22 protein-coding genes are annotated in these 22,835 nt (G+C 36.5%); 12 read left to right on the top strand and 10 right to left on the bottom strand.

Translation table 11 applies throughout. From position 1 onward, the window contains the following. Positions 1–24 precede the first annotated feature (24 nt). Positions 25–1,029, bottom strand: coding sequence for a DHH family phosphoesterase (locus M030_RS0122365; RefSeq protein WP_027375448.1), 1,005 nt, complete (start codon positions 1,027–1,029; stop codon positions 25–27). 234 nt (positions 1,030–1,263) lie between these two features. Here M030_RS0122365 and rpmH point away from each other — a divergent pair, with 234 nt between their 5' ends. Together rpmH and M030_RS0122360 are read left to right on the top strand one after the other, a co-directional pair. Further along, entirely contained in the window at positions 1,264–1,422 is a 159-nt protein-coding gene (gene rpmH / locus M030_RS25335) for a 50S ribosomal protein L34 (protein WP_034681061.1), read from the top strand. A 154-nt stretch (positions 1,423–1,576) separates the two neighbouring features. Further along, positions 1,577–2,287 (top strand): cell division ATP-binding protein FtsE, encoded by a 711-nt coding sequence (locus M030_RS0122360; RefSeq protein ID WP_027375447.1) that lies wholly within the window; start codon positions 1,577–1,579, stop codon positions 2,285–2,287. 27 nt (positions 2,288–2,314) lie between these two features. Here M030_RS0122360 and M030_RS0122355 read toward each other — a convergent pair whose 3' ends face one another. The 3 genes from M030_RS0122355 to M030_RS0122345 are packed head-to-tail and all read right to left on the bottom strand — an operon-like array spanning position 2,315 to position 5,047. Then, positions 2,315–3,007 carry a tRNA1(Val) (adenine(37)-N6)-methyltransferase gene (locus M030_RS0122355; protein WP_027375446.1) on the bottom strand — a complete coding sequence of 231 codons (693 nt, stop codon included), beginning with the start codon at positions 3,005–3,007 and terminating at the stop codon, positions 2,315–2,317. Beyond that, a complete protein-coding gene (locus M030_RS0122350; RefSeq protein ID WP_027375445.1) occupies positions 3,007–4,461 on the bottom strand; it encodes a sensor histidine kinase in 1,455 nt (484 codons plus the stop codon). The genes M030_RS0122355 and M030_RS0122350 overlap by 1 nt, the downstream gene beginning before the upstream one ends. 1 nt (position 4,462) lies before the next feature. Beyond that, positions 4,463–5,047, bottom strand: a complete 585-nt coding sequence (locus M030_RS0122345) for a riboflavin synthase (protein ID WP_027375444.1) — start codon at positions 5,045–5,047, stop codon at positions 4,463–4,465. 48 nt (positions 5,048–5,095) lie between these two features. Here M030_RS0122345 and pdxA point away from each other — a divergent pair, with 48 nt between their 5' ends. From pdxA to rocD, 7 genes are all read left to right on the top strand, one after another. Beyond that, complete coding sequence (pdxA, locus tag M030_RS0122340; RefSeq protein ID WP_027375443.1) at positions 5,096–6,187, top strand: 4-hydroxythreonine-4-phosphate dehydrogenase PdxA; 1,092 nt, start codon at positions 5,096–5,098, stop codon at positions 6,185–6,187. 84 nt (positions 6,188–6,271) lie between these two features. Beyond that, entirely contained in the window at positions 6,272–6,802 is a 531-nt protein-coding gene (locus tag M030_RS0122335) for a YceD family protein (protein WP_027375442.1), read from the top strand. A gap of 67 nt (positions 6,803–6,869) precedes the next feature. After that, positions 6,870–7,073 carry a 50S ribosomal protein L32 gene (rpmF, locus tag M030_RS0122330; RefSeq protein ID WP_007843326.1) on the top strand — a complete coding sequence of 68 codons (204 nt, stop codon included), beginning with the start codon at positions 6,870–6,872 and terminating at the stop codon, positions 7,071–7,073. Positions 7,074–7,198: 125 nt separating this feature from the next. Next, positions 7,199–7,681, top strand: a complete 483-nt coding sequence (gene accB / locus M030_RS0122325; RefSeq protein WP_027375441.1) for an acetyl-CoA carboxylase biotin carboxyl carrier protein — start codon at positions 7,199–7,201, stop codon at positions 7,679–7,681. Between the two features lie 98 nt (positions 7,682–7,779). After that, entirely contained in the window at positions 7,780–9,135 is a 1,356-nt protein-coding gene (accC, locus tag M030_RS0122320) for an acetyl-CoA carboxylase biotin carboxylase subunit (protein WP_027375440.1), read from the top strand. A 166-nt stretch (positions 9,136–9,301) separates the two neighbouring features. Next, on the top strand, positions 9,302–10,324 hold the full coding sequence (locus tag M030_RS0122310) for an MAC/perforin domain-containing protein (protein WP_027375439.1): 1,023 nt from the start codon (positions 9,302–9,304) through the stop codon (positions 10,322–10,324). A gap of 261 nt (positions 10,325–10,585) precedes the next feature. Further along, positions 10,586–11,836 carry an ornithine--oxo-acid transaminase gene (gene rocD / locus M030_RS0122305; protein ID WP_027375438.1) on the top strand — a complete coding sequence of 417 codons (1,251 nt, stop codon included), beginning with the start codon at positions 10,586–10,588 and terminating at the stop codon, positions 11,834–11,836. On the opposite strand, the gene M030_RS0122300 is transcribed toward rocD, so the two are convergent. The 5 genes from M030_RS0122300 to M030_RS0122280 all read right to left on the bottom strand — a co-directional run bounded on the left by M030_RS0122300 (position 11,833) and on the right by M030_RS0122280 (position 18,246). Continuing rightward, the gene (locus tag M030_RS0122300) at positions 11,833–12,915 is read right to left on the bottom strand and encodes a glycosyltransferase family 4 protein (RefSeq protein WP_027375437.1); all 1,083 of its coding nucleotides are present in this window, start codon (positions 12,913–12,915) and stop codon (positions 11,833–11,835) included. The genes rocD and M030_RS0122300 overlap by 4 nt on opposite strands. A 20-nt stretch (positions 12,916–12,935) precedes the next feature. After that, the gene (locus M030_RS0122295) at positions 12,936–14,093 is read right to left on the bottom strand and encodes a glycosyltransferase (RefSeq protein WP_027375436.1); all 1,158 of its coding nucleotides are present in this window, start codon (positions 14,091–14,093) and stop codon (positions 12,936–12,938) included. A 463-nt stretch (positions 14,094–14,556) separates the two neighbouring features. Continuing rightward, on the bottom strand, positions 14,557–15,765 hold the full coding sequence (locus M030_RS0122290) for a hypothetical protein (protein ID WP_088585078.1): 1,209 nt from the start codon (positions 15,763–15,765) through the stop codon (positions 14,557–14,559). Between the two features lie 396 nt (positions 15,766–16,161). Beyond that, the gene (locus M030_RS24745; protein ID WP_051585217.1) at positions 16,162–17,385 is read right to left on the bottom strand and encodes a glycosyltransferase family 4 protein; all 1,224 of its coding nucleotides are present in this window, start codon (positions 17,383–17,385) and stop codon (positions 16,162–16,164) included. Positions 17,386–17,421: 36 nt separating this feature from the next. Further along, entirely contained in the window at positions 17,422–18,246 is an 825-nt protein-coding gene (locus tag M030_RS0122280) for a DUF6492 family protein (RefSeq protein WP_027375434.1), read from the bottom strand. Between the two features lie 214 nt (positions 18,247–18,460). Between M030_RS0122280 and gltX the strand changes: the two genes are divergently transcribed. Both gltX and M030_RS0122270 read left to right on the top strand, forming a co-directional pair. Continuing rightward, positions 18,461–19,969 carry a glutamate--tRNA ligase gene (gene gltX, locus M030_RS0122275; protein ID WP_027375433.1) on the top strand — a complete coding sequence of 503 codons (1,509 nt, stop codon included), beginning with the start codon at positions 18,461–18,463 and terminating at the stop codon, positions 19,967–19,969. 49 nt (positions 19,970–20,018) lie between these two features. Next, complete coding sequence (locus M030_RS0122270; protein ID WP_027375432.1) at positions 20,019–20,975, top strand: acetyl-CoA carboxylase carboxyltransferase subunit alpha; 957 nt, start codon at positions 20,019–20,021, stop codon at positions 20,973–20,975. A gap of 56 nt (positions 20,976–21,031) precedes the next feature. On the opposite strand, the gene M030_RS0122265 is transcribed toward M030_RS0122270, so the two are convergent. After that, positions 21,032–21,787 carry a DUF6759 domain-containing protein gene (locus tag M030_RS0122265; protein WP_027375431.1) on the bottom strand — a complete coding sequence of 252 codons (756 nt, stop codon included), beginning with the start codon at positions 21,785–21,787 and terminating at the stop codon, positions 21,032–21,034. Positions 21,788–21,931: 144 nt separating this feature from the next. On the opposite strand from M030_RS0122265, the gene tsf reads away from it, so the two are divergent. Continuing rightward, positions 21,932–22,759: a translation elongation factor Ts gene (tsf, locus tag M030_RS0122260; protein ID WP_027375430.1), complete on the top strand. Its 828-nt coding sequence runs from the start codon at positions 21,932–21,934 to the stop codon at positions 22,757–22,759. Positions 22,760–22,835: the final 76 nt, after the last annotated feature.

The following is a 22,835-nucleotide window of genomic DNA, read 5'->3' as shown; positions in this document are numbered from 1 at the left end:
ACATCAATTCAATCTCATTTGCTTTTATAATTTTTCGTCAGCTAATCTGTTTTTGAAAACTTCGATAGTTCCCGTCAAAGAATCATTGGATTTTCCTCCTGCCGCATTGATGTGGCCTCCTCCGTTAAAATATTTTCTGGAGAATTGGTTTACATCCACATCATCTTTACTTCTGAACGAAATTTTAACAAAATCTTCATACAGATCTTCCATAAAGAAGGCAGACATTTTGACTCCCGCAATACTCAAACCATAATTGACAAAGCCTTCTGTATCTCCTTTCTGGAAACCAAACTCTTTAAGTTCATTCCTTGTGAGGCTTAATATCGCTACCGTCCCCTCATTCACCACTTCAATTCTTCCCAACACTAAGGCCAGAAGATGAAGTCTTGAAACAGTATTGGTATCCCAGGTATTGGAAGTGATCATGGCAGGATCAGCTCCATTTTCAATAAGGTTGGCAATTATTCTGTGGGTAGTGGCACTGGTAGAACGAAAACGGAAACCTCCGGTATCTGTCATAATACCGGTATAAAGACATTCTGCAATATCCTGATTTACCAATTTTTCATCTTCCAACGCTTCAATGAAATGGTATATCATCTGCGATGTAGCAGGAATTACCGTATCGGAATACACAAAATCAAATTTTTCCGGCTGCTGATGGTGATCAATAAGAATTTTCTTCCCTGATGCCTTTACCAACCAGTCTCCCAACAATCCGATCCTTGACGGAGAATTAAAATCCAAACAGAAAATCACATCTGCAGCAGCAATCATATCGGCAGCCAGCTTTCTTTTGTATTCGGCAATGATTACCTTTTTAGATTCCGGCATCCATTTCAGAAATTTAGGAAAATCATTCGGGACAATGACTTCTGCAAAGATTCCTTTTGCTTTCAGATAATGTTTTAATCCCAGACTGGAACCGATAGCATCCCCATCCGGATTATAATGGGTAAGAATAACTATTTTGTTTTCCGGTGTAAGTAATGTATTGATATCTAAAAGTTCTGCTGGTGTAAACATCTTGTGTTCCTTTTCGTTAAAATTTAAGTTTTCAAAGATAGAGCTTTTATATAAATCATTTACATATTATTTTTGCACAGAGAATTGGGTTTCTCATCAGGGTTTTAAAATGTTTGGTTAAAAAACATTTCAAATATTTTCAAAAAAAGATAATTAAAGTTTGTATCTTATAAAAAATTCTATATCTTTGCAACCTGAAAATTAATAGATTAATTACGATTTAAACATATAGTAATGAGTAAAAGAACATTCCAGCCATCAGAAAGAAAGAGAAGAAACAAACACGGTTTCAGAGAAAGAATGTCTACGCCAAATGGAAGAAGAGTTTTGGCTGCGAGAAGAGCTAAAGGCAGAAAGAGTTTAACTATTAGTGCAGCACGCGCTAAGAGATAATCTTTTTATTATCATATACAAATCATGCTTGAGAAGTTGCTTTTCAAGCATTTTTTGTTGTTAAAATTTACTAAAATTTAGGTTGTATAGGCATCTTTTTTCTATTTTTAAAATTTGAAAAATTTTTGTTAGAAACAGCCTTTAAAATTAAATTATGCCACATACAAATATCTCCGGTGACAATATTATAAGTTTACAACACGCTAAAATTGCACAAAAAAACTTTACTGTTCTTTCTGATGTGAATCTAAATATTAAAAAAGGTAGATTCTGCTATCTTATCGGAAAAACAGGTTCCGGAAAAAGCTCCCTTCTGAAGACGCTTTACGGGCATATTCCTTTAGCATCAGGACATGGAGCCGTTGTAGGGTTTGACCTGGCAAAACTTAAACCTTCGGATATTCCCAATCTCCGAAGAAAACTGGGGATTGTATTTCAGGATTTCCAGTTGCTTTCAGACAGAACTGTTGAAAAAAACCTAAAGTTTGTGCTTGAAGCAACCGGATGGAGCGACAAAGTGAAAATGGAAGACCGCATCAATGAAGTTCTGGGAAGTGTGAACATGAAAAGCAAAAAGCACAAAATGCCGCACGAACTTTCAGGGGGAGAACAACAGCGTATTGCCATCGCAAGAGCACTGCTTAATCATCCTGACCTTATTCTGGCAGATGAGCCGACAGGAAATCTTGACCCTGAAACATCCAACGAAATTATGACGCTATTAAAGCAGGTTGCCCTTGAAAACGGAGCTGCAGTAGTAATGGCAACACATGATTATCACATGATTCAAAATTTCCCGGGGGAAGCGATCAGATGTGAGGATGGAAAGGTATCTGTGCTGGATACTGCCGAACTATTTGAATAAAAAAGTGACCTAAAACTGATCACCTGTCTATTTAAAAACATGAAACTCTTTTGTGAGTTCAAGATATGGGTCCGAGTATTGTCTCGGACTTTTTTCTATAATAAACTCAGCTTCTTCCAACATTCTTTCTTTCAACGAAAATTCCAGAACAAGTCTTTTAACCTTAGAGTTTTCAATTCCGGTGATATTAATTCTGCGATGTAAAAACAGGCCGTGTTTTTCAGCCAACGAAATAAAGACCTCTCCGGCTTCAGCCGGAATAATAACGGAAAGAATTCCTTTTACTGATAAAAACCGGACAGCCGTGCTTATTAACTGCTCGAAATTGAGCTCTACAGTCTGCCTGGCCACTTTATCTTTTTCAGAGCCCGATTCTTCAAAATAAGGAGGATTGGAAACAATCACATCAAACCTTTCTTCAGTTGTAAAAGTTTTAAAATCCTGAAAGATATTTTTCAGCCTGCTATGAAACGGTGAATTTTCGAAATTAACTTTAGTAAGAGCTACAGCTTCCTCATTAATATCCAATCCTAAAAAGTCAGCACGAGAATTCCGCTGCGCCAGCATCAATGAAATCAATCCTGTTCCGGTACCCACTTCCAATACTTTAAAAGCTTCGGATACATCACACATTGCACCAAGCAATACCCCGTCTGTTCCTACCCGGAAGACGTCTTTAGACTGCCGGATTTCGAATTGTTTAAATGTAAAAGGTTTCACTATAAATTGGTGGGTAATGTAATGATAAATGTGGATCCCTTCCCCAGTTCTGATTTCACAGAAATTTCCCCTTTATAATCTTCAATCATTTTTCTTACCATGGATAATCCAAGGCCCATCCCACTGTTTTTGGAGGTAAAATTGGGTTCAAAGATTCTTTCGTACATATTTTCAGCAATACCGATACCGTTGTCCTGAACAGAGATAATCACCCTTCTCTGATGTTGTTCCACATCTACATTGATGATCAGTTTTCTTTCATCGCTTTCTGCCTGCTTAGCATTGGTCACAAGATTAGTAATGATTCTGGAGAGATAAATCCTATCCATATTAATCATAATATTGCTCTTGTTAGCATGCATAAAAATACTGTCATCATTAAAAACGCGCAGAATATCCTCAACCTCTGTATTCAGGTTAATCACTTCGTTATTTTTTTCAGTAAGCTTTGCAAATTCTGAAAACGCCGAGGCTACGGTGGCAATCAGATCAATCTGGTCTACCATTGTTTTACTCATCAGCTTAACTCTTTCTTTGATATTCGGATCTTCGGGATCAAATTTCCTTTCAAAGTTCTGAATCGTCAGCTTCATAGGAGTAAGTGGATTTTTCACCTCGTGGGCAACCTGTTTGGCCATTTCTCTCCAGGCTTCTTCCGACGCTTTAAACCTAAGTCTTTCTTTCTGATCCTGAATCTGAAGAATCATTCGGTTGTAAGCTCTTGCCAGAGCATTCAGCTCGTCATTCTTATAATATCTGATCGGACGCATTTCATTTTCAAATAATGTAATACGGGTTATCATATCAGAAAATTTGGTAATAGTTTTTGCCAGGCTGTTCGAGGTTACCCAACTGATCCAGACACTGAATAGAATAAGGAATATATCAACTAACAGAATATATTTAACATACTGATGAAGAACCTCCAAATAAGCAGATTCGTTATGATATAAAGGAATATAAACAACTCCTATCGGCTCGAGCTCATTATTTTTCAAAAGCAGATAAGAGGAAGTAAGTTTGGCATCTTTACGAGCATCATACCGGGTCATATCTACCCTTGCATCGGTAGCCAGAATCCTGTTGATAATATCTAAAGGGATTGTTTTCTGATCAATGAGACTCTCATCTTTATTAGAAAGAAGGTAATTCCCTTTTAAATCATAAATGACAATATCATGCTGGTTGATATCTGCTATTTCGAAAATTTTATTTCCCAAAACTTTCGGCAGGTCTTCTGTTTTCACCAATGTACGGCTGACTGCATAATCCAGATACCTCATAACGGCATTGGTTTTTTCCTGCATTTCGATATTGCTTTGCTGTAGTGAATTGTTCCTCAAAACAAAATAAGGAACAAGCGATGTGGCAACAACACTCAAAAAGCAAACTAACAGAAAGCCAAAAAAGACGCGGTTTCTTAAACTATATCCTTTATATTTATTAATCGACATCCTACTTTTTAATTAACCTAGCAATATACTTACCAATGATGTCAAATTCTAAATTTACTTTATCACCAATTTTCAAATGTTTCATATTGGTAAATTCCCATGTATAAGGAATGATTGCCACTGAAAACTGAGCGTCTTCGCTTTTCGCCACTGTAAGGCTGATTCCGTTTACGGTAATTGATCCCTGAGGAACGGTCACAAAATTGCCGTCAGCTTCATATTTCATGGTAATAAAATAGCTTCCGTCTTTATTTTCAATCCCAACAACCTCTCCGGTCTTATCAACATGTCCCTGAACGATATGGCCATCTAATCTTCCATCCATTTTCATACAACGCTCAAGATTTACAACGCTACCCAACTCCCATTTTCCGAGATTTGTTTTTTCTAACGTTTCATTGATCGCCGTCACTACATATTGGTTTTCTTTAATCTCAACAACAGTAAGACAACAACCGTTGTGGGCAAGGCTCTGATCAATTTTTAGTTCGTTGGTAAAAGGGCATGTTAAGGTAAAATCTATATTGCTTCCTTTCTCTTCAATCTTCTCAATAACGCCAACTGCTTCAATAATTCCTGTGAACATATTATTTTTTGCTAAATTTGTAAATTATAATCTTCAAAGATAATCAAAATGAGCCCAAAAAACCATAAAGTACGAGTAGGAATTTCAATTGGTGATTTCAATGGCATCGGTCCGGAGATCATTATGAAGTCTCTGAAAGACAAAACTATTACGGATTTTTTCACGCCTGTAATTTTTGGTTCGGGAAAGTTATTCACTTATCAGAAAAATATTTTCAAACTGAATCTTAACTTCAACTACGTTAACGAGGCTTCGCAAGCGCAGGCAGGAAAGCTTAATATGGTGAACCTTACTAAAGAAAACGTTAATGTAGAACTGGGAGTTCCTACGGAAGAATCTACAAAAATGGCGATTGATTCTCTGGAAGCTGCTACAGAAGCTTTAATAAAAGGAGATATTGATGTTCTTGTAACCGCACCCATCAATAAAGATGAAATGGTAAAAATGGGATTCAAACATGCAGGACACACCGGCTATTTTGAAGAAAAGTTCAATAAAAAAGGATTGATGTTCCTGGTAACTGAAGAACTTAAGGTGGCCGTTTCTACTCATCATATCCCTATTGCACAGGTTGCAGAAAATATTTCTAAAGAAAAGATCAAGAAACAGATCAGGGTACTGAATCAGACTCTAATTGAAGATTTCTGTATTCAAAAACCCAAGATAGCCGTATTGGGATTAAATCCACACGCAGGAGACGGTGGAGTAATCGGAAATGAAGAAATTGAAATTATTTCTCCGGCTATTAAAGAGCTTTCCGACAACGGGATCCTGACTTTCGGGCCATTCCCGGCAGATAGTTTCTTCCAACCGGGTAAGTATAAAAATTTCGATGCTGTATTGGCGATGTACCATGACCAGGGATTGGCACCATTCAAAACACTGGCTTATGAAGAAGGAGTAAATTATACAGCAGGACTTCCTTTTATCAGAACTTCTCCGGATCACGGAGTTGCCTATGACATTGCGGGGAAAAACATTGCTGATGAGCAGAGTTTTACAGAAGCTATTTTCACGGCTATTAAAGTTTTCAGAAACAGAAGTGAATATAACGATCTGATGATCAATCGTCTTCAACCAAGAAAAATGGCTGTAGACAACGGAATAGATGAAGATCTACCGGAGGAAACTGAAGCATAAATCTTTAAAACAAATTTAAATTTAATTTGTTGCAGATTTTATTTGTTATTATAAAAAAAATGCATATTTTTGCACACTCATTTTATGGACAAGTTAAGAAACTATGACGTAAGCTTTTCCGGACTTAAAAACGGAAAACACGAGTTCAAGTTTGAGATAGATAAAACGTTCTTTCAATTATTTGACACTGAGCAGGAATTTACAAATCCTAGAATAGAAGTGGCTGTTTTACTTGATAAACACACTACGTTCTTAGAATTTGAGATTAAAATAAAAGGAGATGTTGAATTGGTTTGTGATATTACAAATGAAAACTTCGACTATCCTATTGAGAATGAAATTAAGATTCTGGTGAATTTCGGGGAAGAATATGATGACAGCAATGAAGATGTTATTACGATTCCGACCAGTGATCACGCTTTCAATGTGGCCCATTTGATTTATGAGAATGTAATGCTATCCATTCCCATGAAAAAGATTTCACCGAATGTAAGCGATGAAGATCTTAAAATCCTTGATCAGTTCAGCCCTCAGGAAATTGAGGAAGAGGAAGAAAGAGAACATGAAAGTGACCCGAGATGGGATGCTTTGAGAAAATTAAAAGACAATAATTAAATAAAATAATTTAAATATGATGAGATGATGAATCTCATCGCTCATCAATTAAAAAAGTTATTACAAAATGGCACATCCAAAGAGAAGACAGTCGTCTACAAGAAGAGATAAGAGAAGAACTCACTACAAAGCTGTAGTTCCTCAATTAGCTAAAGATGCAACAACTGGTGAACTTCACCTTTACCACAGAGCTCACTGGCATGAAGGAAAACTTTACTACAGAGGTAAAGTAGTATTGGAAAAAGAAGTAGCAACTACTGAAGAAAACTAAGCGAGGAATTTTCAAAAAAACCTCATTTTAATACAAAAACCGTCCAAAATTGTTAAATTTGGACGGTTTTTTATTGTTTTTTACGTTTTTTTGGTATCTTTGACCCAAAATCAAATATCAAATTTATGGACATTAAAGACATACAAAATCTTATTAAGTTTGTATCTAAGGCTGAAGTATCAGAGGTGAAGTACAAAACTAAAGATTTCGAAATCACTATTAAAACTCCATTAGCTGGAAGCGATGCTGTTTACGCACAACCTGCAGTATACCACACTGCTCCTCAGGCAGCTGCTGCTCCGGCACCTGTTGCTACTCCTGCAGCTGTACCTGCTGAAAAGGCTGAAGCAGCATCTGATGATAGCAAATATGTAACTATCAAATCACCAATGATCGGTACTTTCTACAGAAAGCCATCTCCGGACAAGGATGTATTTGTAAATGTAGGGGACGAAGTTTCAGTAGGCAAAGTAGTTTGCGTAATTGAAGCGATGAAATTATTCAACCAGATTGAATCTGAAATCAGCGGAAAAATCGTTAAAATTTTAGTGGACGATGCTACTCCTGTAGAATACGACCAACCATTATTCTTAGTAGATCCATCTTAATTTAGAAGTTAGATGTTAGACATTAGATGTTAGATTAAATTCTACATTAAAATAACATTATCTAATTTTCAAATTATCTAATTTTCAAATTGAAGAAGATGTTCAAAAAAATATTAATAGCCAATCGTGGCGAAATTGCAATGCGTATTTTACGTACTTGTAAAGAAATGGGAATCAAAACCGTTGCGGTATATTCTACTGCAGATAAAGACAGTCTTCATGTAAGATTTGCTGATGAGGCGGTTTGTATTGGTCCTGCTATGAGTAAAGACTCATACCTTAAAATTCCTAACATTATTGCTGCTGCAGAAATCACCAATGCTGATGCCATTCACCCTGGTTACGGATTCTTATCTGAGAATGCTAATTTCTCAAGAATCTGCCAGAAAAACGGGATCAAATTTATCGGTGCTTCTCCTGAGCAGATCGAAAAAATGGGAGACAAGGCCAATGCCAAAGCTACCATGAAAGCAGCAGGAGTACCTTGCGTACCGGGTTCTGACGGGTTGATCGAATCTTACGAACATGCAGTAAAAGTTGCTGAAGAAACCGGATATCCGGTAATGATTAAGGCAACTGCCGGTGGTGGTGGTAAAGGGATGAGAGCAGTTTGGAAAGCTGAAGACCTTAAAGACCACTGGGAGTCTGCTATCCAGGAAGCCGTAGCTGCCTTTGGGAACGGAGGTATGTATATGGAAAAACTGATTGAAGAACCAAGACACATCGAGATTCAGGTTGCCGGTGACCAATTCGGTAAAGCCTGCCACCTTTCTGAAAGAGACTGTTCTGTACAGAGAAGAAATCAGAAATTAACCGAAGAAACACCTTCTCCTTTCATGACAGATGAACTTCGTGAAAAAATGGGTGAAGCAGCTGTAAAAGCAGCAGAATTCATTGGATACGAAGGTGTAGGAACGATCGAATTCCTTGTAGACAAGCACAGAAATTTCTATTTCATGGAAATGAATACAAGAATCCAGGTAGAGCACCCTATTACTGAGCAGGTAATTGATTATGACCTGATCAGAGAACAAATTCTTCTTGCTGCGGGAACTCCTATTTCAGGAATCAACTATTACCCGAAATTACATTCAATCGAGTGTAGAATCAATGCAGAAGATCCTTATGCAGACTTCAGACCGTCTCCGGGAAAAATCACAGGATTAAATATCCCTGGAGGACACGGAATCAGAGTAGATACTCACGTTTATTCCGGATATACAATCCCTTCCAACTACGACTCTATGATTGCTAAGCTTATCACTACGGCCCAGACCCGTGAGGAAGCCATTGCAAAAATGAGACGTGCGCTTGAGGAATTTTATATTGAAGGAGTAAAAACTACTATTCCTTTCCACAGACAACTGATGGATAATGAAGATTATCTTGCAGGAAACTACACTACAAAATTCATGGAGGATTTTGTAATGGACAGAAAATATGATAATCACTAGAATTATCCTTAAAAATACCATTAAAACTGCTTCAGCAATGAAGCAGTTTTTTTTTGCCATACCATAGCACCCGCACAGTAACTCTGATTTTTATCACATCTCTTTACTTTCACGGTTTTTGATTTAATATTATTTTTAATCATTATTTCGAAAAACTAATAAACCTATGAAAAAACAAGTTTTGTTAGGCATGAGTGCCGTACTTATGATTTCTATGTCTTCATGCTCAAATGATGACACCCTGGATCCTCCAGCACCTGAAACTGAAAATCCCATACAACCTGAAACGAACAGAGAATTCGGGACTTATAACGCATTAGGATACGGATACGATGTGACCGGAGAATATGCCAACGCCAACTATGCAGGATCTAAGGTTATTAATATTGATAAATTTAAAACGGAAAACAGTTCAAGACTATTGGATGAAACCGTTGGTTCTTATGAAAACATCGAGGAATACGGTGCAGATGCTGCCGCCTATTCAAAGGTGCTGTCAGGAAAGGTTAATACCGGTTATGAGTCTCCATTGTATGGTAAAACGATATCAAATCCTTTCAAAGGATCACTTGCCGCAAATACGAATGCTTTCGACTCTCAATATATTTATGGGAGCTACAATACAATCATCAAGCAGAAAAGATACAGAGTGAACGCAACCTCAGAGTTGCTGGCCAACTATTTGACTCCTGAGTTTATAAAGGATATAGAGACCAGAAGTCCTCAACAAATTGTAGAGAACTATGGTACCCACGTTGCTAAAGATATTTACATCGGAGCCAAAATAGATGTTGTATTCCAGGCTAAAACTACAAATAATGATCGTCAGCTTGCTGCAAGAGTGGGTGTTATAACTGCTGTCAATACTTTAAGCTCGCAGGTATCAAGTGAGGAAGATCTTAAAGAAGCGACAAAAAATTATGACAAAAAATTATTCTACAGAACGATAGGAGGTGATAAATCAAAAGGTTTTGCTCAAATCATTAACCTTGAAAACACTTCACCAAAGGCCAACATCGGCGCCTGGCAAAGTACCGTCACTAAGGACAATTCCGTTTTAGTAGATTTTGGCCCTAACGGTTTGATGCTCATTTATGATCTGGTAAATGATCCTGCTAAAAAAGCTGAGCTTAAAGCTTATGTTGATCAGTATATCAACACGCATAAAGTAGTTTTGGCTTCCAACTGATTGTATATACATCTTCATTTACATAAAATTCCGTCTTGCGTAAAGGCGGATTTTTTATGCAAAAAAATAATGAAAAGTTAATCCGGAGAAAAACTTTTCCATAAAGATATATTACCTATAACGCTTCATTAACAAAGAAAATATTTTGTTTTACGAGTTTATTAAGCCTCAAAATTTACTTCAATTCTATCAGTTGACCTCATTAGGTTTTGGTTCAATCATCTCATTAATATTGCTTAAATTTGTGAAAAATCAAAACATATGTCAACAGCAGAAACAACAAAAAACTCACAGTATTTTATTGACCTTGAAGACAAACACGGCGCACACAACTACCACCCTCTTCCAGTAGTTCTGGATCGTGGAGAAGGTGTTTTCGTGTGGGATGTAGAGGGCAAAAGGTATTATGATTTTCTTTCAGCATATTCTGCTGTAAACCAGGGGCATTCTCACCCTAAAATTGTTGGTGCATTGGTAGAGCAGGCACAGAAGCTGGCTTTAACGTCAAGAGCTTTCTACAACTCTAAATTAGGGGAATACGAACAAAAAATCACCACTCTTTTCGGGTTTGATAAAGTTTTACCGATGAACTCCGGGGCTGAGGCTGTGGAAACGGCAGTAAAACTTGCCAGAAAATGGAGCTATGAAGTAAAAGGAATTTCTGAAAACGCAGCGAAAATCATTGTTTGTGAAAACAACTTCCATGGAAGAACCACGACTATCGTTTCTTTCTCTAATGATCCGGATGCCAACCAGAATTACGGACCTTTCACTCCCGGATTTATTAAAATTCCTTATAATGACATTGCAGCATTGGAAGAAGTTCTGAACAGAGAAGCAGGAAATATTGCAGCATTCTTAGTAGAGCCTATTCAAGGGGAAGCCGGAGTATATGTTCCGGATGAAAACTTCCTTAAAAATGCTTCCGAACTATGTAAAAAACATAACGTCCTTTTCATTGCTGATGAAGTACAGACAGGTATTGCAAGAACGGGAAGACTGATCGCTTGTCATCATGAAGATGTACAGCCGGATATTTTGATCTTGGGGAAAGCCCTTTCAGGAGGAATGTATCCTGTATCTGCAGTTTTGGCCAATGATTCTATTATGAATGTAATTAAGCCCGGACAACATGGTTCTACGTTTGGAGGAAACCCTATTGCCTGTGCTGTAGCGGTAGCTGCTCTGGATGTCGTAGCTGATGAAAAATTATCTGAAAGAGCAGAAGAACTGGGGCAGTTATTCAGAAGTGAAGTTGAAAAGCTTATGGCCAAGACAGATCTTATTACCAAAGTAAGAGGAAAAGGCCTTTTAAATGCCATTCTCATCAATGATACTCCGGAAAGCTCTACGGCATGGAATCTTTGTTTACAACTGAAAGAAAACGGTCTTCTGGCTAAGCCGACGCATGGTAATATCATCAGACTGGCACCACCATTGGTCATCACAGAGGAGCAACTTCTTGATTGTATAAAAATTATTGAAAAAACGTTCCTGGAATATAAAAATTAATTTCTTCCAAGAACTTTTTCGTAAAACCTAAGATAATTATTGGACATCTCGGTATAGCTATACTGTTTTGTCCAATTTTTTATTTCCAGACTCATTTCTTTTTTATGAGTATTATACAGGGCCATCTTTTCTTTAAATAAATCCGCCATTTCTTTGGGATCAAAACTGTTAAAATAAAATGCCTTATCACCGCCGATTTCCGGAAGGCTTGTATATTTTGAAAGAAAAACAGGTTTTCCGAAAGCCATTGCTTCAATAGGCGGAATTCCAAAACCTTCTGCTATGGATGGATGACACATGGCATCAGCATGCTGAATTACAGCATATTTTTCTTCCTCGGAAAGATTCTTCAGAATATGAACTCTTTGTTCAAGGTTTAATTCTTTAATCCTATCCCGGACCTCATCTGCATAAGGCTGTTTTTCATCCGATGCAATCAGTACAAGATCATCCTCGATATAAGGTAACATTTCAACAAGAGTCAATTGATTCTTTTTATTGAACAGCACTCCGATGTTGAGTATATATTTTTTATTTTTTAGAAAGCTGTATTTTCCTAAATGATATTCTCTGTTGTCAGGAAGGTGTATTCCGTTGTGAATAACGACTACATCTTTCAGCTTATTAAGTGTAAAAAGGTCTTTATTCTGAATCAGGTTCTCTTTTGCATACTCTGAAATACAGACAATATAATCTGCATTTTTCACATTATTCCTTACTTTCCCGAGCATTCTCCTTTTTTTGGATTCTGTAAGATTTTCATGTAAAAAATTCAGATCGTGAAGAGTCACAACTTTTATGGTATTCTTATAATTTCGATGAAAATATGAAGAAAGCTGATGACTTACATGAATAAGGTCAAACTCTCCACTAAAACGTTCGAAGAAACGGTGTGTTTTACTCCAGAAGACACATTTTGCTTCAGATCCAAACTTTTCAAGCTGTTCTTTATCTCCGAAATAAGATATTTCAAACTTAGAATTATTTTCCTGCAAACCCTTAGCGAGGTTTCGAAAGACATTTGCAATTCCTGAGTTGGGGTATCTGAGACGTTCAAGATCAATTAAGATTTTTACCATATACTAATAACGGAAAATTTTTAAGAAAATTTGTTTTTAAAGAAAACGGTTTCTTTTTCTAGACTGTGGTTATTTTTAACGAATTCATGGGCTTTCTGCCTTAGATCATCATACAGCTCATCATTTTTCAAAAGGATTTCTATATATTCAGCGAATTCTTTTGCATCATCAGTTACCAGACAACCGTTGTCATTTTTCTGTGAAAGACCGTCTACACCGCGGGTATTGGTCACAACAGGTAAATTATTACTCAAAGACTCCAGGACTTTAATTTTTACACCTGTTCCACTTAACATCGGGCAGATTGTTATTCTTGCATTGTCATAAAACTCCTGCAAGTCGTCAACCATTCCATGTATAATCACGTTAGGATATTCTTTTTTAATTTCCTTTCCTACCTTGCCAATAACATGAATTTTAATATTATCTTTTAAATAAGGTAAAACTTTTTCTAAAAACCAATTAATGCTATTGACATTATGCGGGTTATTACTGGCAACATAGACTACATCGTATTTATAATCCTGCTTCAGCGGATTTAACGCTTTTTGAGGAAAAGATACGGGTATATGAACAACCTTACTATCGGTAAACTGCTCAAAAATATATCTTTCTTCTACCGAGAAAGTCCAGATTTCATCAAACTTTCTCATGGCTTTTACTTCAGACTGGAAAAGCTTTCCGATTCTGTTGATTTTATTCCGGGACTGAGCAGTAATAAAATCGTGAGAATCCAGTATCAGATAACTTTTGTACGCCAATCTGTCAACCAGGCTGCTCCACGATGCATAGCTGATAATAATTTTATCATACTTTTTGGCATTCAGAATTTTAGTCACTTTCTTATTCAGAAAAGGGTTGGAGATATCAATCGTAATTCCTCTTAATAATTTGGGTAAGAAGTTGGGAATTTTATAGAAAAAAACAGATTTTACAGGGTGCTTTTTCTTATCAATTTTTCTGTTGGTAAGGATAAGATTAATGTTTGGATACAGGTCATGAAAAGCCTTTGTGGAAGTGGGTGTCCATGTTCCCCAATCACTGACAGATAAGAAATCAACTTCATTATATTCAGAAGAATCATTCAAAAATTCTAACATTTGTATGCACCTGGTAATATTCCCTGCCTTCCCTTCTGTAGGACAGTCGGGCATAAAGTACAAAATCTTCTTTTTCAAGTTTTTTATCGTTTAGTCTAAATTATTTAATCTCTTTCCGGGACGAAATCAGCTTCATCAGAATCCTTCAATTTTTTTACATGATGGTGTGTAAAATCTATTAAAAGTCTTTTCCATGTAATACCTCCTGCTTTCTTTTAGTCATTCAAAATCCGATCCAATATCCCAAAATTACGACTCAGATTTTGAAAATATACCACTTAAGCCGGCGAAAATATGACCTTTATTTACGATTACTTATAGCTCATCATAAGAGATGCAATATTAATAATTTTAAATTAATCCATATCCACCTGATGATCAACGAGATATTTTTATTGAGATGAACGAGATAAATAAAAAATGCTGAATATTTTTCTAATGAAATAATCAGGTAACCGGATTGATGGTTTCTGATACAGGAGATTTTGATATTGCTGCACAATATCAGGTATAATAGCGAAAACCGGATATAGAAAATATTTTATTTTGCGAGGAAGGCTTCTAATTTTGGTTTGCTCAACTGAAATTCCCTGTAGGTAAACACTCCGTTTTTAAATCCGACAACAGCCCCGAAATTGATCGCTTCACTTGTTGTAGTCATAGGAAAAACACTGGATCTGTATACATTTTTCTCTACCATAGCCTTTGGAAATGTTTTAAAATTAATTCCGTCTTTAGATACCGCTAAGAAAAGAGCTTCTGAGGTAAACTTTCTCACATTACCGGCAGCGATACATAAGAAATAATATCCGTCAACATAAGCAGCCTGAATATGCCATGGTGCATAAACCGGATCGATGTCCGTCCACGGTTTATTCATAAAATTAACGACTTTACTCTTTTTGAAGTTTGAAAAATCCAGTCCGTTATCCGATGTCCTCATAATAATGTAAGAGGCATCATTTCCCGGAAAATTAGGGCTGATGTTATTTTCCACTTCATAGCTTACATAGTTTTTTCCCGTGTAGACAAAGCTTGGGGAAAGAATATGGTTGTTGTTCGGTGAATGAGGTGCATTACTTGTATAAGCAACTTCAAGGGGAGTCCAGGAAATACCATCGGTAGAAGTTTGTCTTACAATAGCTCTTTGCGGCGTTTTTGTAAGTTTTTTAAAATTATTCTGACTTTTCGCTCCTCTTGCTTTTAAGGCTTTAGCTTTCATAAAACTTCCTCTGTAGTACAATAAGAACTTCCCGTTTTCATACATCCAGTCTACATCAGACCAGAAGCCCTGTATAGGTTCATTTGCATTTTCGGGAGTACTTTCTGTATTGGTTGGTGTTCGCTGGATAGGGTTTGAAATACCAGCCGGAGGTCTCCAGGTCAGCCCGTCATTTGATACTACAACGGTAGGATTTTCATATCTTTTGGAATCTACATTAGCCCCAACTGCTCCGTTATAAGGAGTGAAAACCATCCAATATTTATACCCGTTAAATCCGTTGGGAAAATACTGCACGTCCGGATGACAATATCCGAAGTTCGGCGCACTGATATCTTTTATAAATTTGGGATTATTTTGTCCCGGATAATTACCGTTTGCCAGTACAGCGATATTGATCGTCCCGATATCTGTGAGATAATCTGTGGGACCGGTATAGTTTTTATTATTATTGGGAACTGAATTTACATTTTCAGCAAATAAACCGTCTTCTTGTCTGGAACAGGAAAATGTAACAAGTGTAAGCATAAGCAATAAAAGACCCGGCTTACTGATATAATTTAACATCCTTAGTGTAAAATATTATTGGTGATTATTTTTTTGTATCGTCTTAATTTCATCATATTATTAAAAAGACAATAGTTTTAAAAAGATCTTTCACCATTCGTTACCATATACGTGAAAAATTTTTGCGAATGTACTTAAAATACCATTTCAAAACCATAATTAATATTAAAATTTTATTAATTTAGGGAATAAATCATTTTTCTTTGCAACTCATTTATAGTAATTTATGAGTATCATGAACTATTTAACTCTACTTTTACGCTTTGCTCCTGCCAGGAGTTTAAAAATAAAACCGTCCCACCATTGACGATGAGACGGAGATTTATTTTGGATTAAAACGTACACTTTATTAAAGGTTTATCCGCTGATAATTTTATTATAAATTTCTGTATGCTCTTTTGCACATTTTTCCCATGAAAACTGCTGAGACCTTTCTAATCCTTTGCGCGCATAATGCTGTCGCAAATCATCATCATAATACAAGTCTTTCATGGTTTGCACCAACCCCTTTTCATCCCGCGGATCAAGGGTAATTCCGGCATCCCCTACAACTTCAGGTAAAGAAGACGTATTGGACGTTACGGTAGCCAACCCACATTGCATTGCTTCCAACGGAGGCAATCCGAATCCTTCATACAAAGACATATAGTAGAATGAGTGAGCGTTGCTGTACAAGCTTGCCAATTCATCGTCTGCTACTCGTCCTGTTATAATAATTTTATCTTTCAGCTCTTCTGCATTTTCGTACTCCTGGAATATTTTATTATAATCCCATCCTGCAGAACCAACCAGGACAAGGCTCAGATCATTTACATGATTTTCTTTGATCATCTTTAAGAATGAACGGATAATGTGATCTACATTCTTGCGCGGCTCCAGAGTCCCCAGGCAAAGAAAATATTTCTCAGGAATCTTATATTTTGCCTGAATCGTTTTAAATTTCTCCACATCTCTGCAAGGATAGAATATTTCCGGTGACGCAGCCAATAAACAGACGAAAACACGGTCCGGACTTATTTGCGGAGCATAGGCAAGCAAATCCTTTTTCGTGTTTTCAGATACACAGATCACATATCCTGTGTCTCCCACACTTTGAATAATACGTTCTATGAACTCTGAAGTAAAATGCAATTCCGGAAACAAAACAGGGATAAGGTCGTGGATGGTCACGATTGTTTTCAGGTTGGGATATTTTTTTACCCTGTCATCAATAGGATAATAAAAAGAATGAAAAACCTGAGAAGATCTGATCACCTTTTCATCATACTTATTTTTAAAATTAAAAATCCCAAATTTATTGTAAAGTTTTTTAAAAAGCTTCTCTTTTCTCAGGGGCAAAAATTTTCTTCTTGCTCTGGTATTAGCGCCTTTGATCTGAATTGAATTATCCTGAAAGAAACGGTCTACCTCCTCCGTGGTAGTTTCAAGATTGAGCAAACTAAAATGGGCATAATGAAGTTCTATCTCCTTACTTTTTCCCAGTTTCTTAAACAGCTCAAAGGCTACCCGGAAAATTCCCGTTCTGTTGTCCTTGTAAAAATCTGCGATAATATCAGCGTCTAAAATTACTTTCGCTTTCATATAATAATTCAAAATGTTAATTCCGGGAATCAGGTTCTAAAGTTCTACTCTTTTCTGATACCACTTTAAATCCCTGTTCCAGTTGGACTGTAATACAATCCCCATATAATTCTCTTTGATTGATTCTCTTGTATGGCCTTCTTTTACAAAATCGTGAAACTGTTTTTTGTAATGAAACACTTTAAACAGAGGCTCCTTCGGCAAAACCGGAATAACGTTTGATTTCAGCAACCACTCTCCGTACCATGTAAATTCGCTCGGATATTCTTTTATCAAGTCGATATAATCGATCTGGTTGGCATCCAGATAATTTTCCTGAAATGATTTCCATACTTTATTAGACCAGATCGTGGGTGAAGGACCATAATCATAGCATATCCCCGACCGCCCCAGCTGTGACATCACTCTTCTGCTGATATTTTCAAAATATTCTTTAGGATCATCCTTAAAATGCCTGCGGTTGATACTCAGCCACGAAAAAAGCTCTTTCTGCTGATGAATAATGGTAAACGGAATATCTCCCTGCATAAAATCAGAAATATAAAAGTCCTTAATGAAATAAGAATCCGAGTCCAGACACACATAATTTTCTGTGATTTCAATTCTATGGAGCTGCGATTTTATGATTTGCTGATACTGCCACGGATTTGATTGTACCATATCACACTGGATAATATCACTATCTTTAATAACCTGAAAGTCTGTGGGAATGTTATTTTTAAAATAATCATAATCACCGTCATTTACAGAGATCAGGACTTTAATTCCGTCTTTATTATGCTTCGTAATAGAGTCCAGCAATCTTTTGCATTGGTTAAAATCAGGCTTATATGTTTTAATGAAAAGAAGAATTTTTTCCATAGTTTCTTTTTATAGCGTCAATAAGATACAGGTTTACAAGAATATTATTATGTATTTTCTCTCTTCCTGATACAATCTTTGCACAAAAGTATAGATTAAGTTCAAACAAGCCAACTTCTGTTTACAAATCATTATTAAGTTCATCATTCACAAAGAAAAAACAGAGATTTTTTAGCATAATTTTAAGTAAATTTGCACCAAAATTTAAATTGAAATGGAGAAAGTAAGAGTACGTTTTGCTCCAAGTCCTACAGGACCTTTACACTTGGGAGGCGTAAGAACCGCATTATATGATTATCTTTTTGCTAAAAATCAAGGGGGTGAATTTGTATTGAGAATTGAAGATACAGATACTGCCAGATATGTAGAAGGTGCTGAAGAATACATTGAGGAAGCTTTAGAATGGTGTGGAATCATCCCTGATGAAAGTCCTAAGAAAGGAGGAAAATTTGCCCCTTACAGACAATCTGAAAGAAGAGACATCTACGACAGATATACAGAACAGATTTTAAAAACAGACTATGCTTACCTGGCTTTTGACACTCCGGAAGAATTGGATGCCATACGTGCCGAATTTGAAGCAAAAGGTGATGTTTTTTCTTATGACAATAAAACCAGAAACCGTTTAAGAAACAGTCTTGCCCTTTCTGAGGAAGAAGTACAGCAATTACTGGACGTAAAAACACCTTATGTGGTAAGGTTTAAAATGCCTGTTGACAGAATATTAAATCTGGAAGACATAATCCGAGGAAAATTTTCTGTCAATACCAATACTTTGGATGATAAAGTTCTGGTAAAAAACGATGGAATGCCAACCTATCATTTCGCCAACATCGTTGATGACCACGAAATGGAAATTTCTCACGTGATCCGTGGTGAAGAATGGTTGCCTTCGCTGGGACTACACACTTTATTATATGAAGCCATGGGCTGGGAAGCTCCGCAGTTTGCTCACCTTTCTTTGATTTTAAAACCTGAAGGAAAAGGTAAATTAAGTAAAAGAGACGGAGATAAATTCGGGTTCCCGGTATTCCCGCTTGATTTCAAAGATCCTGCGACAGGAATTGTTTCAAAAGGATACAGAGAAAACGGATATCTTCCTGATGCATTCATTAATATGGTTGCGTTATTGGGATGGTCTCCGGCTGATGATAAAGAAATCCTTTCTTTAGAAGAGATGATTAAAGAATTTGATCTTCATAAGGTACACAAGGCAGGTGCAAGGTTCAGCAAAGAAAAATCCGAATGGTTTAATCACCAGTATATCCAAATGAAGTCTGATGAAGAGCTTCTTCAGATTCTTAAAAATACAGATTTAGACCTTTCTGCAACTTCTGATGAAAAGCTTTTAAAAGTAATTCATCTGATGAAAGAAAGAGCTACTTTCCCGAAAGATATTTACGAAAACGGAAAATTTTTCTTCGAAGCTCCCACATCTTATGATGAAAAGGCATCGAAAAAAGCGTGGAATGATGAAACTTCTGCCATTTTAGGAGAACTGGCTTCAGTATTCGGTTCTACAGATTTTGTTGCGGAGACGCTAAAACAAACAATGCATGATTTTGCCGAAAATAAAGGGCTGGGAATGGGTAAAGTAATGATGCCGCTTCGTTTATCTTTGGTAGGAGAACTGAAAGGACCTGACGTTCCTGATATCCTGGAAATCATTGGAAAAGAGGAAAGTATCGCCAGAATAAGCAATGCTATAAATAATTTTAAATAGAATTACCATAATTTTTCATACATTTGAAAGATTTAATTTACTTCAAGAAATGGAATATTTAAGTTTCGAACTTCCTATCAAAGAATTGATGGATCAATACCAGACCTGTTCTTTAGTAGGAGAAGAAAGTGGTGTTGATGTAAAATTAGCATGCAGCCAGATTGAGGATAAGATTTTAGAGAAGAAAAAAGAAATCTACGGAAATCTTACACCTTGGCAAAGAGTACAACTGTCTCGTCACCCGGATCGTCCTTATACATTGGACTATATCAACGGAATGGCAGACAAAGGCAGTTTCTTAGAACTTCATGGAGACAGAAATTTCGCTGATGACCCGGCAATGATTGGAGGATTGATTACCCTGGATGGCCAACGAGTAATGATCATAGGGACTCAAAAAGGAAGAACAACCAAAGAAAGACAGTACAGAAGATTTGGAATGCCAAATCCTGAAGGATACAGAAAAGCTTTAAGATTGATGAAGCTTGCTGAGAAATTCAATATTCCTGTAGTAACTTTAGTAGATACACCGGGGGCTTATCCTGGATTGGAAGCTGAAGAAAGAGGGCAAGGAGAAGCTATTGCAAGAAACATTTTTGAAATGGTTCAGCTTAAAACTCCGATCTTCACTTATATTATTGGTGAAGGAGCCAGTGGTGGAGCATTAGGAATCGGTGTCGGAAACAAAGTATATATGTTGGAAAACACCTGGTATACTGTAATTGCACCGGAAAGCTGCTCTTCTATCTTATGGAGAAACTGGGATCATAAAGAAGATGCAGCCAATGCATTAAACCTTACTCCACAGGACGCTTTAAGAGAAAAGTTTATCGACGGAATCATTGAAGAACCGCTTGGTGGTGCTCAATATGACCAGGAGACTACTTATTTGAATTTAAAAAACTCTATTCTACAGAATATCAAAGCTTTTTCCAAATTCTCAGGACAGGAGCTTGAAACCCAAAGACAAGACAAGTTCATTGCAATGGGTCAGTTTAAAGGATAAAAAAATAAAAGGTTAAGAATTTTTTCTTAACCTTTTTTCTTTAGTTTTCTTCTGTTTTAATCAGCAACATTAAGAGCAATCTCAATATCCTGACTGATTTTCTTTAATGAAGAATATTTCGCGTCGCATACCATTGTGGTCAGCACATATTCTCCCTTATCTATTAAAATAAAATTCTCCCCTTTTGCAGGGACACTTAAATTATAATATTTCTTACCGCTTATCTTTACGATCAGGTTACAACCGGACCTGTTTTTAATATTGACATAAGCTTCATTCTTATTAATATCGTTGCTGAAAATATGGGTCAGCATTGCAGCGGTCTTTTTATTTGTTTCACTGGGCTCTGCTTTTGAAACTCCGGCAGTTTTAGCAGATCCTGCCGAGGCATAATCCGATCTTATCTCCTCTTTTAATGCATTAATAGCATCATTTACTTTATCTGTATTCTTATTAGCAGCTGCTGTTTTATTCACAGCAACTACTTTACCGCTGTTCAGCTCATTATTTTTAACAATATTCTCTATTTTCTCTTTACTGATAGGCTTTATGGTAGGCTTAGCTTCCGGAGAATTATCTGCCATGATCATAGCGATCAGCTTTCTTTTAAAGTAATCTGTTTTTTCGTGTCCCGGGTTTTGCTTCAGAAATCCTGCAATCACCCTTGCTTCTTTTGAAGACTCCGCATCCTGCTCTGTATATATGATGATCGTTTCTTTCTCTACAACAGCTTTAGATTTTGATTTTTTCTTTTTTTGAGAAAAACCAATCGAAAAAATGCATATAAATAGAAGGAGGAAGATTTTTTTCATTAATCAAATCTTTAAAATAGTATTAAATATATTAATAACGTGAAAAGTCATTTTTTAGTTTATCATTAAAATCATTATCTTTGCACTGCTCTAAAAATAAGCTTATAATTAATACTAATTTTAAATAAAAAAATAATACATATTATGTCTTATACACCAGTTGCTGCAGACGTAGCTAAATTAAGAAACCAAACAGGTGCAGGTATGATGGACTGCAAGAAAGCTCTAGTTGAAGCTGAAGGAGACTTCGAAAAAGCGGTAGATATCCTTAGAAAAAAAGGACAAAAAGTTGCTGCTAACAGAGCTGACAGAGAATCTGCTGAAGGTGCAGTGATCGCTAGAGTAAACGAAGACAACACTTTAGGTGTAGTAATCTCTCTAAACTGTGAAACTGACTTCGTTGCTAAAAATGAAGCTTTCATTGAACTAGCTTACGAAATCGCTGAAATGGCAATTTTTGCTGCAACTAAGGAAGAACTTTTAGCTACAGATTTCCACGGAGTTACTGTTGCTGAAAAATTAGTTGAGCAAACAGGTGTTATTGGTGAGAAAATTGAAATCGGATCTTTCGAAAGAATCCAGGGAGATTACCTAGGAGCTTACATCCACGCTGGAAACAAAATCGCTGCTATCTCTTCTCTTTCTGCTAAAGTAGACGGAGCTGACGAAGCTGCTAAAGCTGTTTCTATGCAGGTTGCTGCTATGAATCCTATCGCTTTGGATGAAACAAGAGTTTCTCAGGAGACTATCGATAAAGAATTAGAGATCGAAAGACACAAACTTACTGAAGAAGGTAAGCCTGCAAACATTATCGATAACATTCTTAAAGGTAAAATGCAGAGATTCTATAAAGACAACACATTGGTACACCAGGACTTCATTAAGGACGGAAGTATCTCAGTTGCTGATTACGTAAAATCTGTAAATCCAGATTTAAAAGTAACAGGATTTGTAAGAGTAAGCCTAGCTTAATTCATCTTTCAAAAAAATATATAATCCCGGTGAAATTCATCGGGATTTTTTTGTGCTATTCTTTATCAATAATCGT

Source organism: Chryseobacterium sp. UNC8MFCol (genome assembly GCF_000482305.1).
GTDB classification, from domain to species: domain Bacteria; phylum Bacteroidota; class Bacteroidia; order Flavobacteriales; family Weeksellaceae; genus Chryseobacterium; species Chryseobacterium indologenes.
Note: the sequence above shows the minus strand (reverse complement) of the source record. Positions and strands in the feature narration are given on the sequence as shown.

Coding starts and splice junctions, on each gene's coding strand:
- M030_RS0122345 (WP_027375444.1), bottom strand. CDS start 5,047: ATGTTCACAGGAATTATTGAAGCAGTTGGCGTTATTGAGAAGATTGAA.
- M030_RS0122290 (WP_088585078.1), bottom strand. CDS start 15,765: ATGCTTACACTTGTTACATTTTCCTGTTCCAGACAAGAAGACGGTTTA.
- accB (WP_027375441.1), top strand. CDS start 7,199: ATGGACATTAAAGACATACAAAATCTTATTAAGTTTGTATCTAAGGCT.
- M030_RS0122350 (WP_027375445.1), bottom strand. CDS start 4,461: ATGTCGATTAATAAATATAAAGGATATAGTTTAAGAAACCGCGTCTTT.
- M030_RS0122335 (WP_027375442.1), top strand. CDS start 6,272: ATGGACAAGTTAAGAAACTATGACGTAAGCTTTTCCGGACTTAAAAAC.
- pdxA (WP_027375443.1), top strand. CDS start 5,096: ATGAGCCCAAAAAACCATAAAGTACGAGTAGGAATTTCAATTGGTGAT.
- M030_RS0122360 (WP_027375447.1), top strand. CDS start 1,577: ATGCCACATACAAATATCTCCGGTGACAATATTATAAGTTTACAACAC.
- rocD (WP_027375438.1), top strand. CDS start 10,586: ATGTCAACAGCAGAAACAACAAAAAACTCACAGTATTTTATTGACCTT.
- M030_RS0122280 (WP_027375434.1), bottom strand. CDS start 18,246: ATGGAAAAAATTCTTCTTTTCATTAAAACATATAAGCCTGATTTTAAC.
- M030_RS24745 (WP_051585217.1), bottom strand. CDS start 17,385: ATGAAAGCGAAAGTAATTTTAGACGCTGATATTATCGCAGATTTTTAC.
- tsf (WP_027375430.1), top strand. CDS start 21,932: ATGTCTTATACACCAGTTGCTGCAGACGTAGCTAAATTAAGAAACCAA.
- M030_RS0122270 (WP_027375432.1), top strand. CDS start 20,019: ATGGAATATTTAAGTTTCGAACTTCCTATCAAAGAATTGATGGATCAA.
- accC (WP_027375440.1), top strand. CDS start 7,780: ATGTTCAAAAAAATATTAATAGCCAATCGTGGCGAAATTGCAATGCGT.
- M030_RS0122310 (WP_027375439.1), top strand. CDS start 9,302: ATGAAAAAACAAGTTTTGTTAGGCATGAGTGCCGTACTTATGATTTCT.
- M030_RS0122365 (WP_027375448.1), bottom strand. CDS start 1,029: ATGTTTACACCAGCAGAACTTTTAGATATCAATACATTACTTACACCG.
- M030_RS0122300 (WP_027375437.1), bottom strand. CDS start 12,915: ATGGTAAAAATCTTAATTGATCTTGAACGTCTCAGATACCCCAACTCA.
- M030_RS0122265 (WP_027375431.1), bottom strand. CDS start 21,787: ATGAAAAAAATCTTCCTCCTTCTATTTATATGCATTTTTTCGATTGGT.
- rpmH (WP_034681061.1), top strand. CDS start 1,264: ATGAGTAAAAGAACATTCCAGCCATCAGAAAGAAAGAGAAGAAACAAA.
- rpmF (WP_007843326.1), top strand. CDS start 6,870: ATGGCACATCCAAAGAGAAGACAGTCGTCTACAAGAAGAGATAAGAGA.
- gltX (WP_027375433.1), top strand. CDS start 18,461: ATGGAGAAAGTAAGAGTACGTTTTGCTCCAAGTCCTACAGGACCTTTA.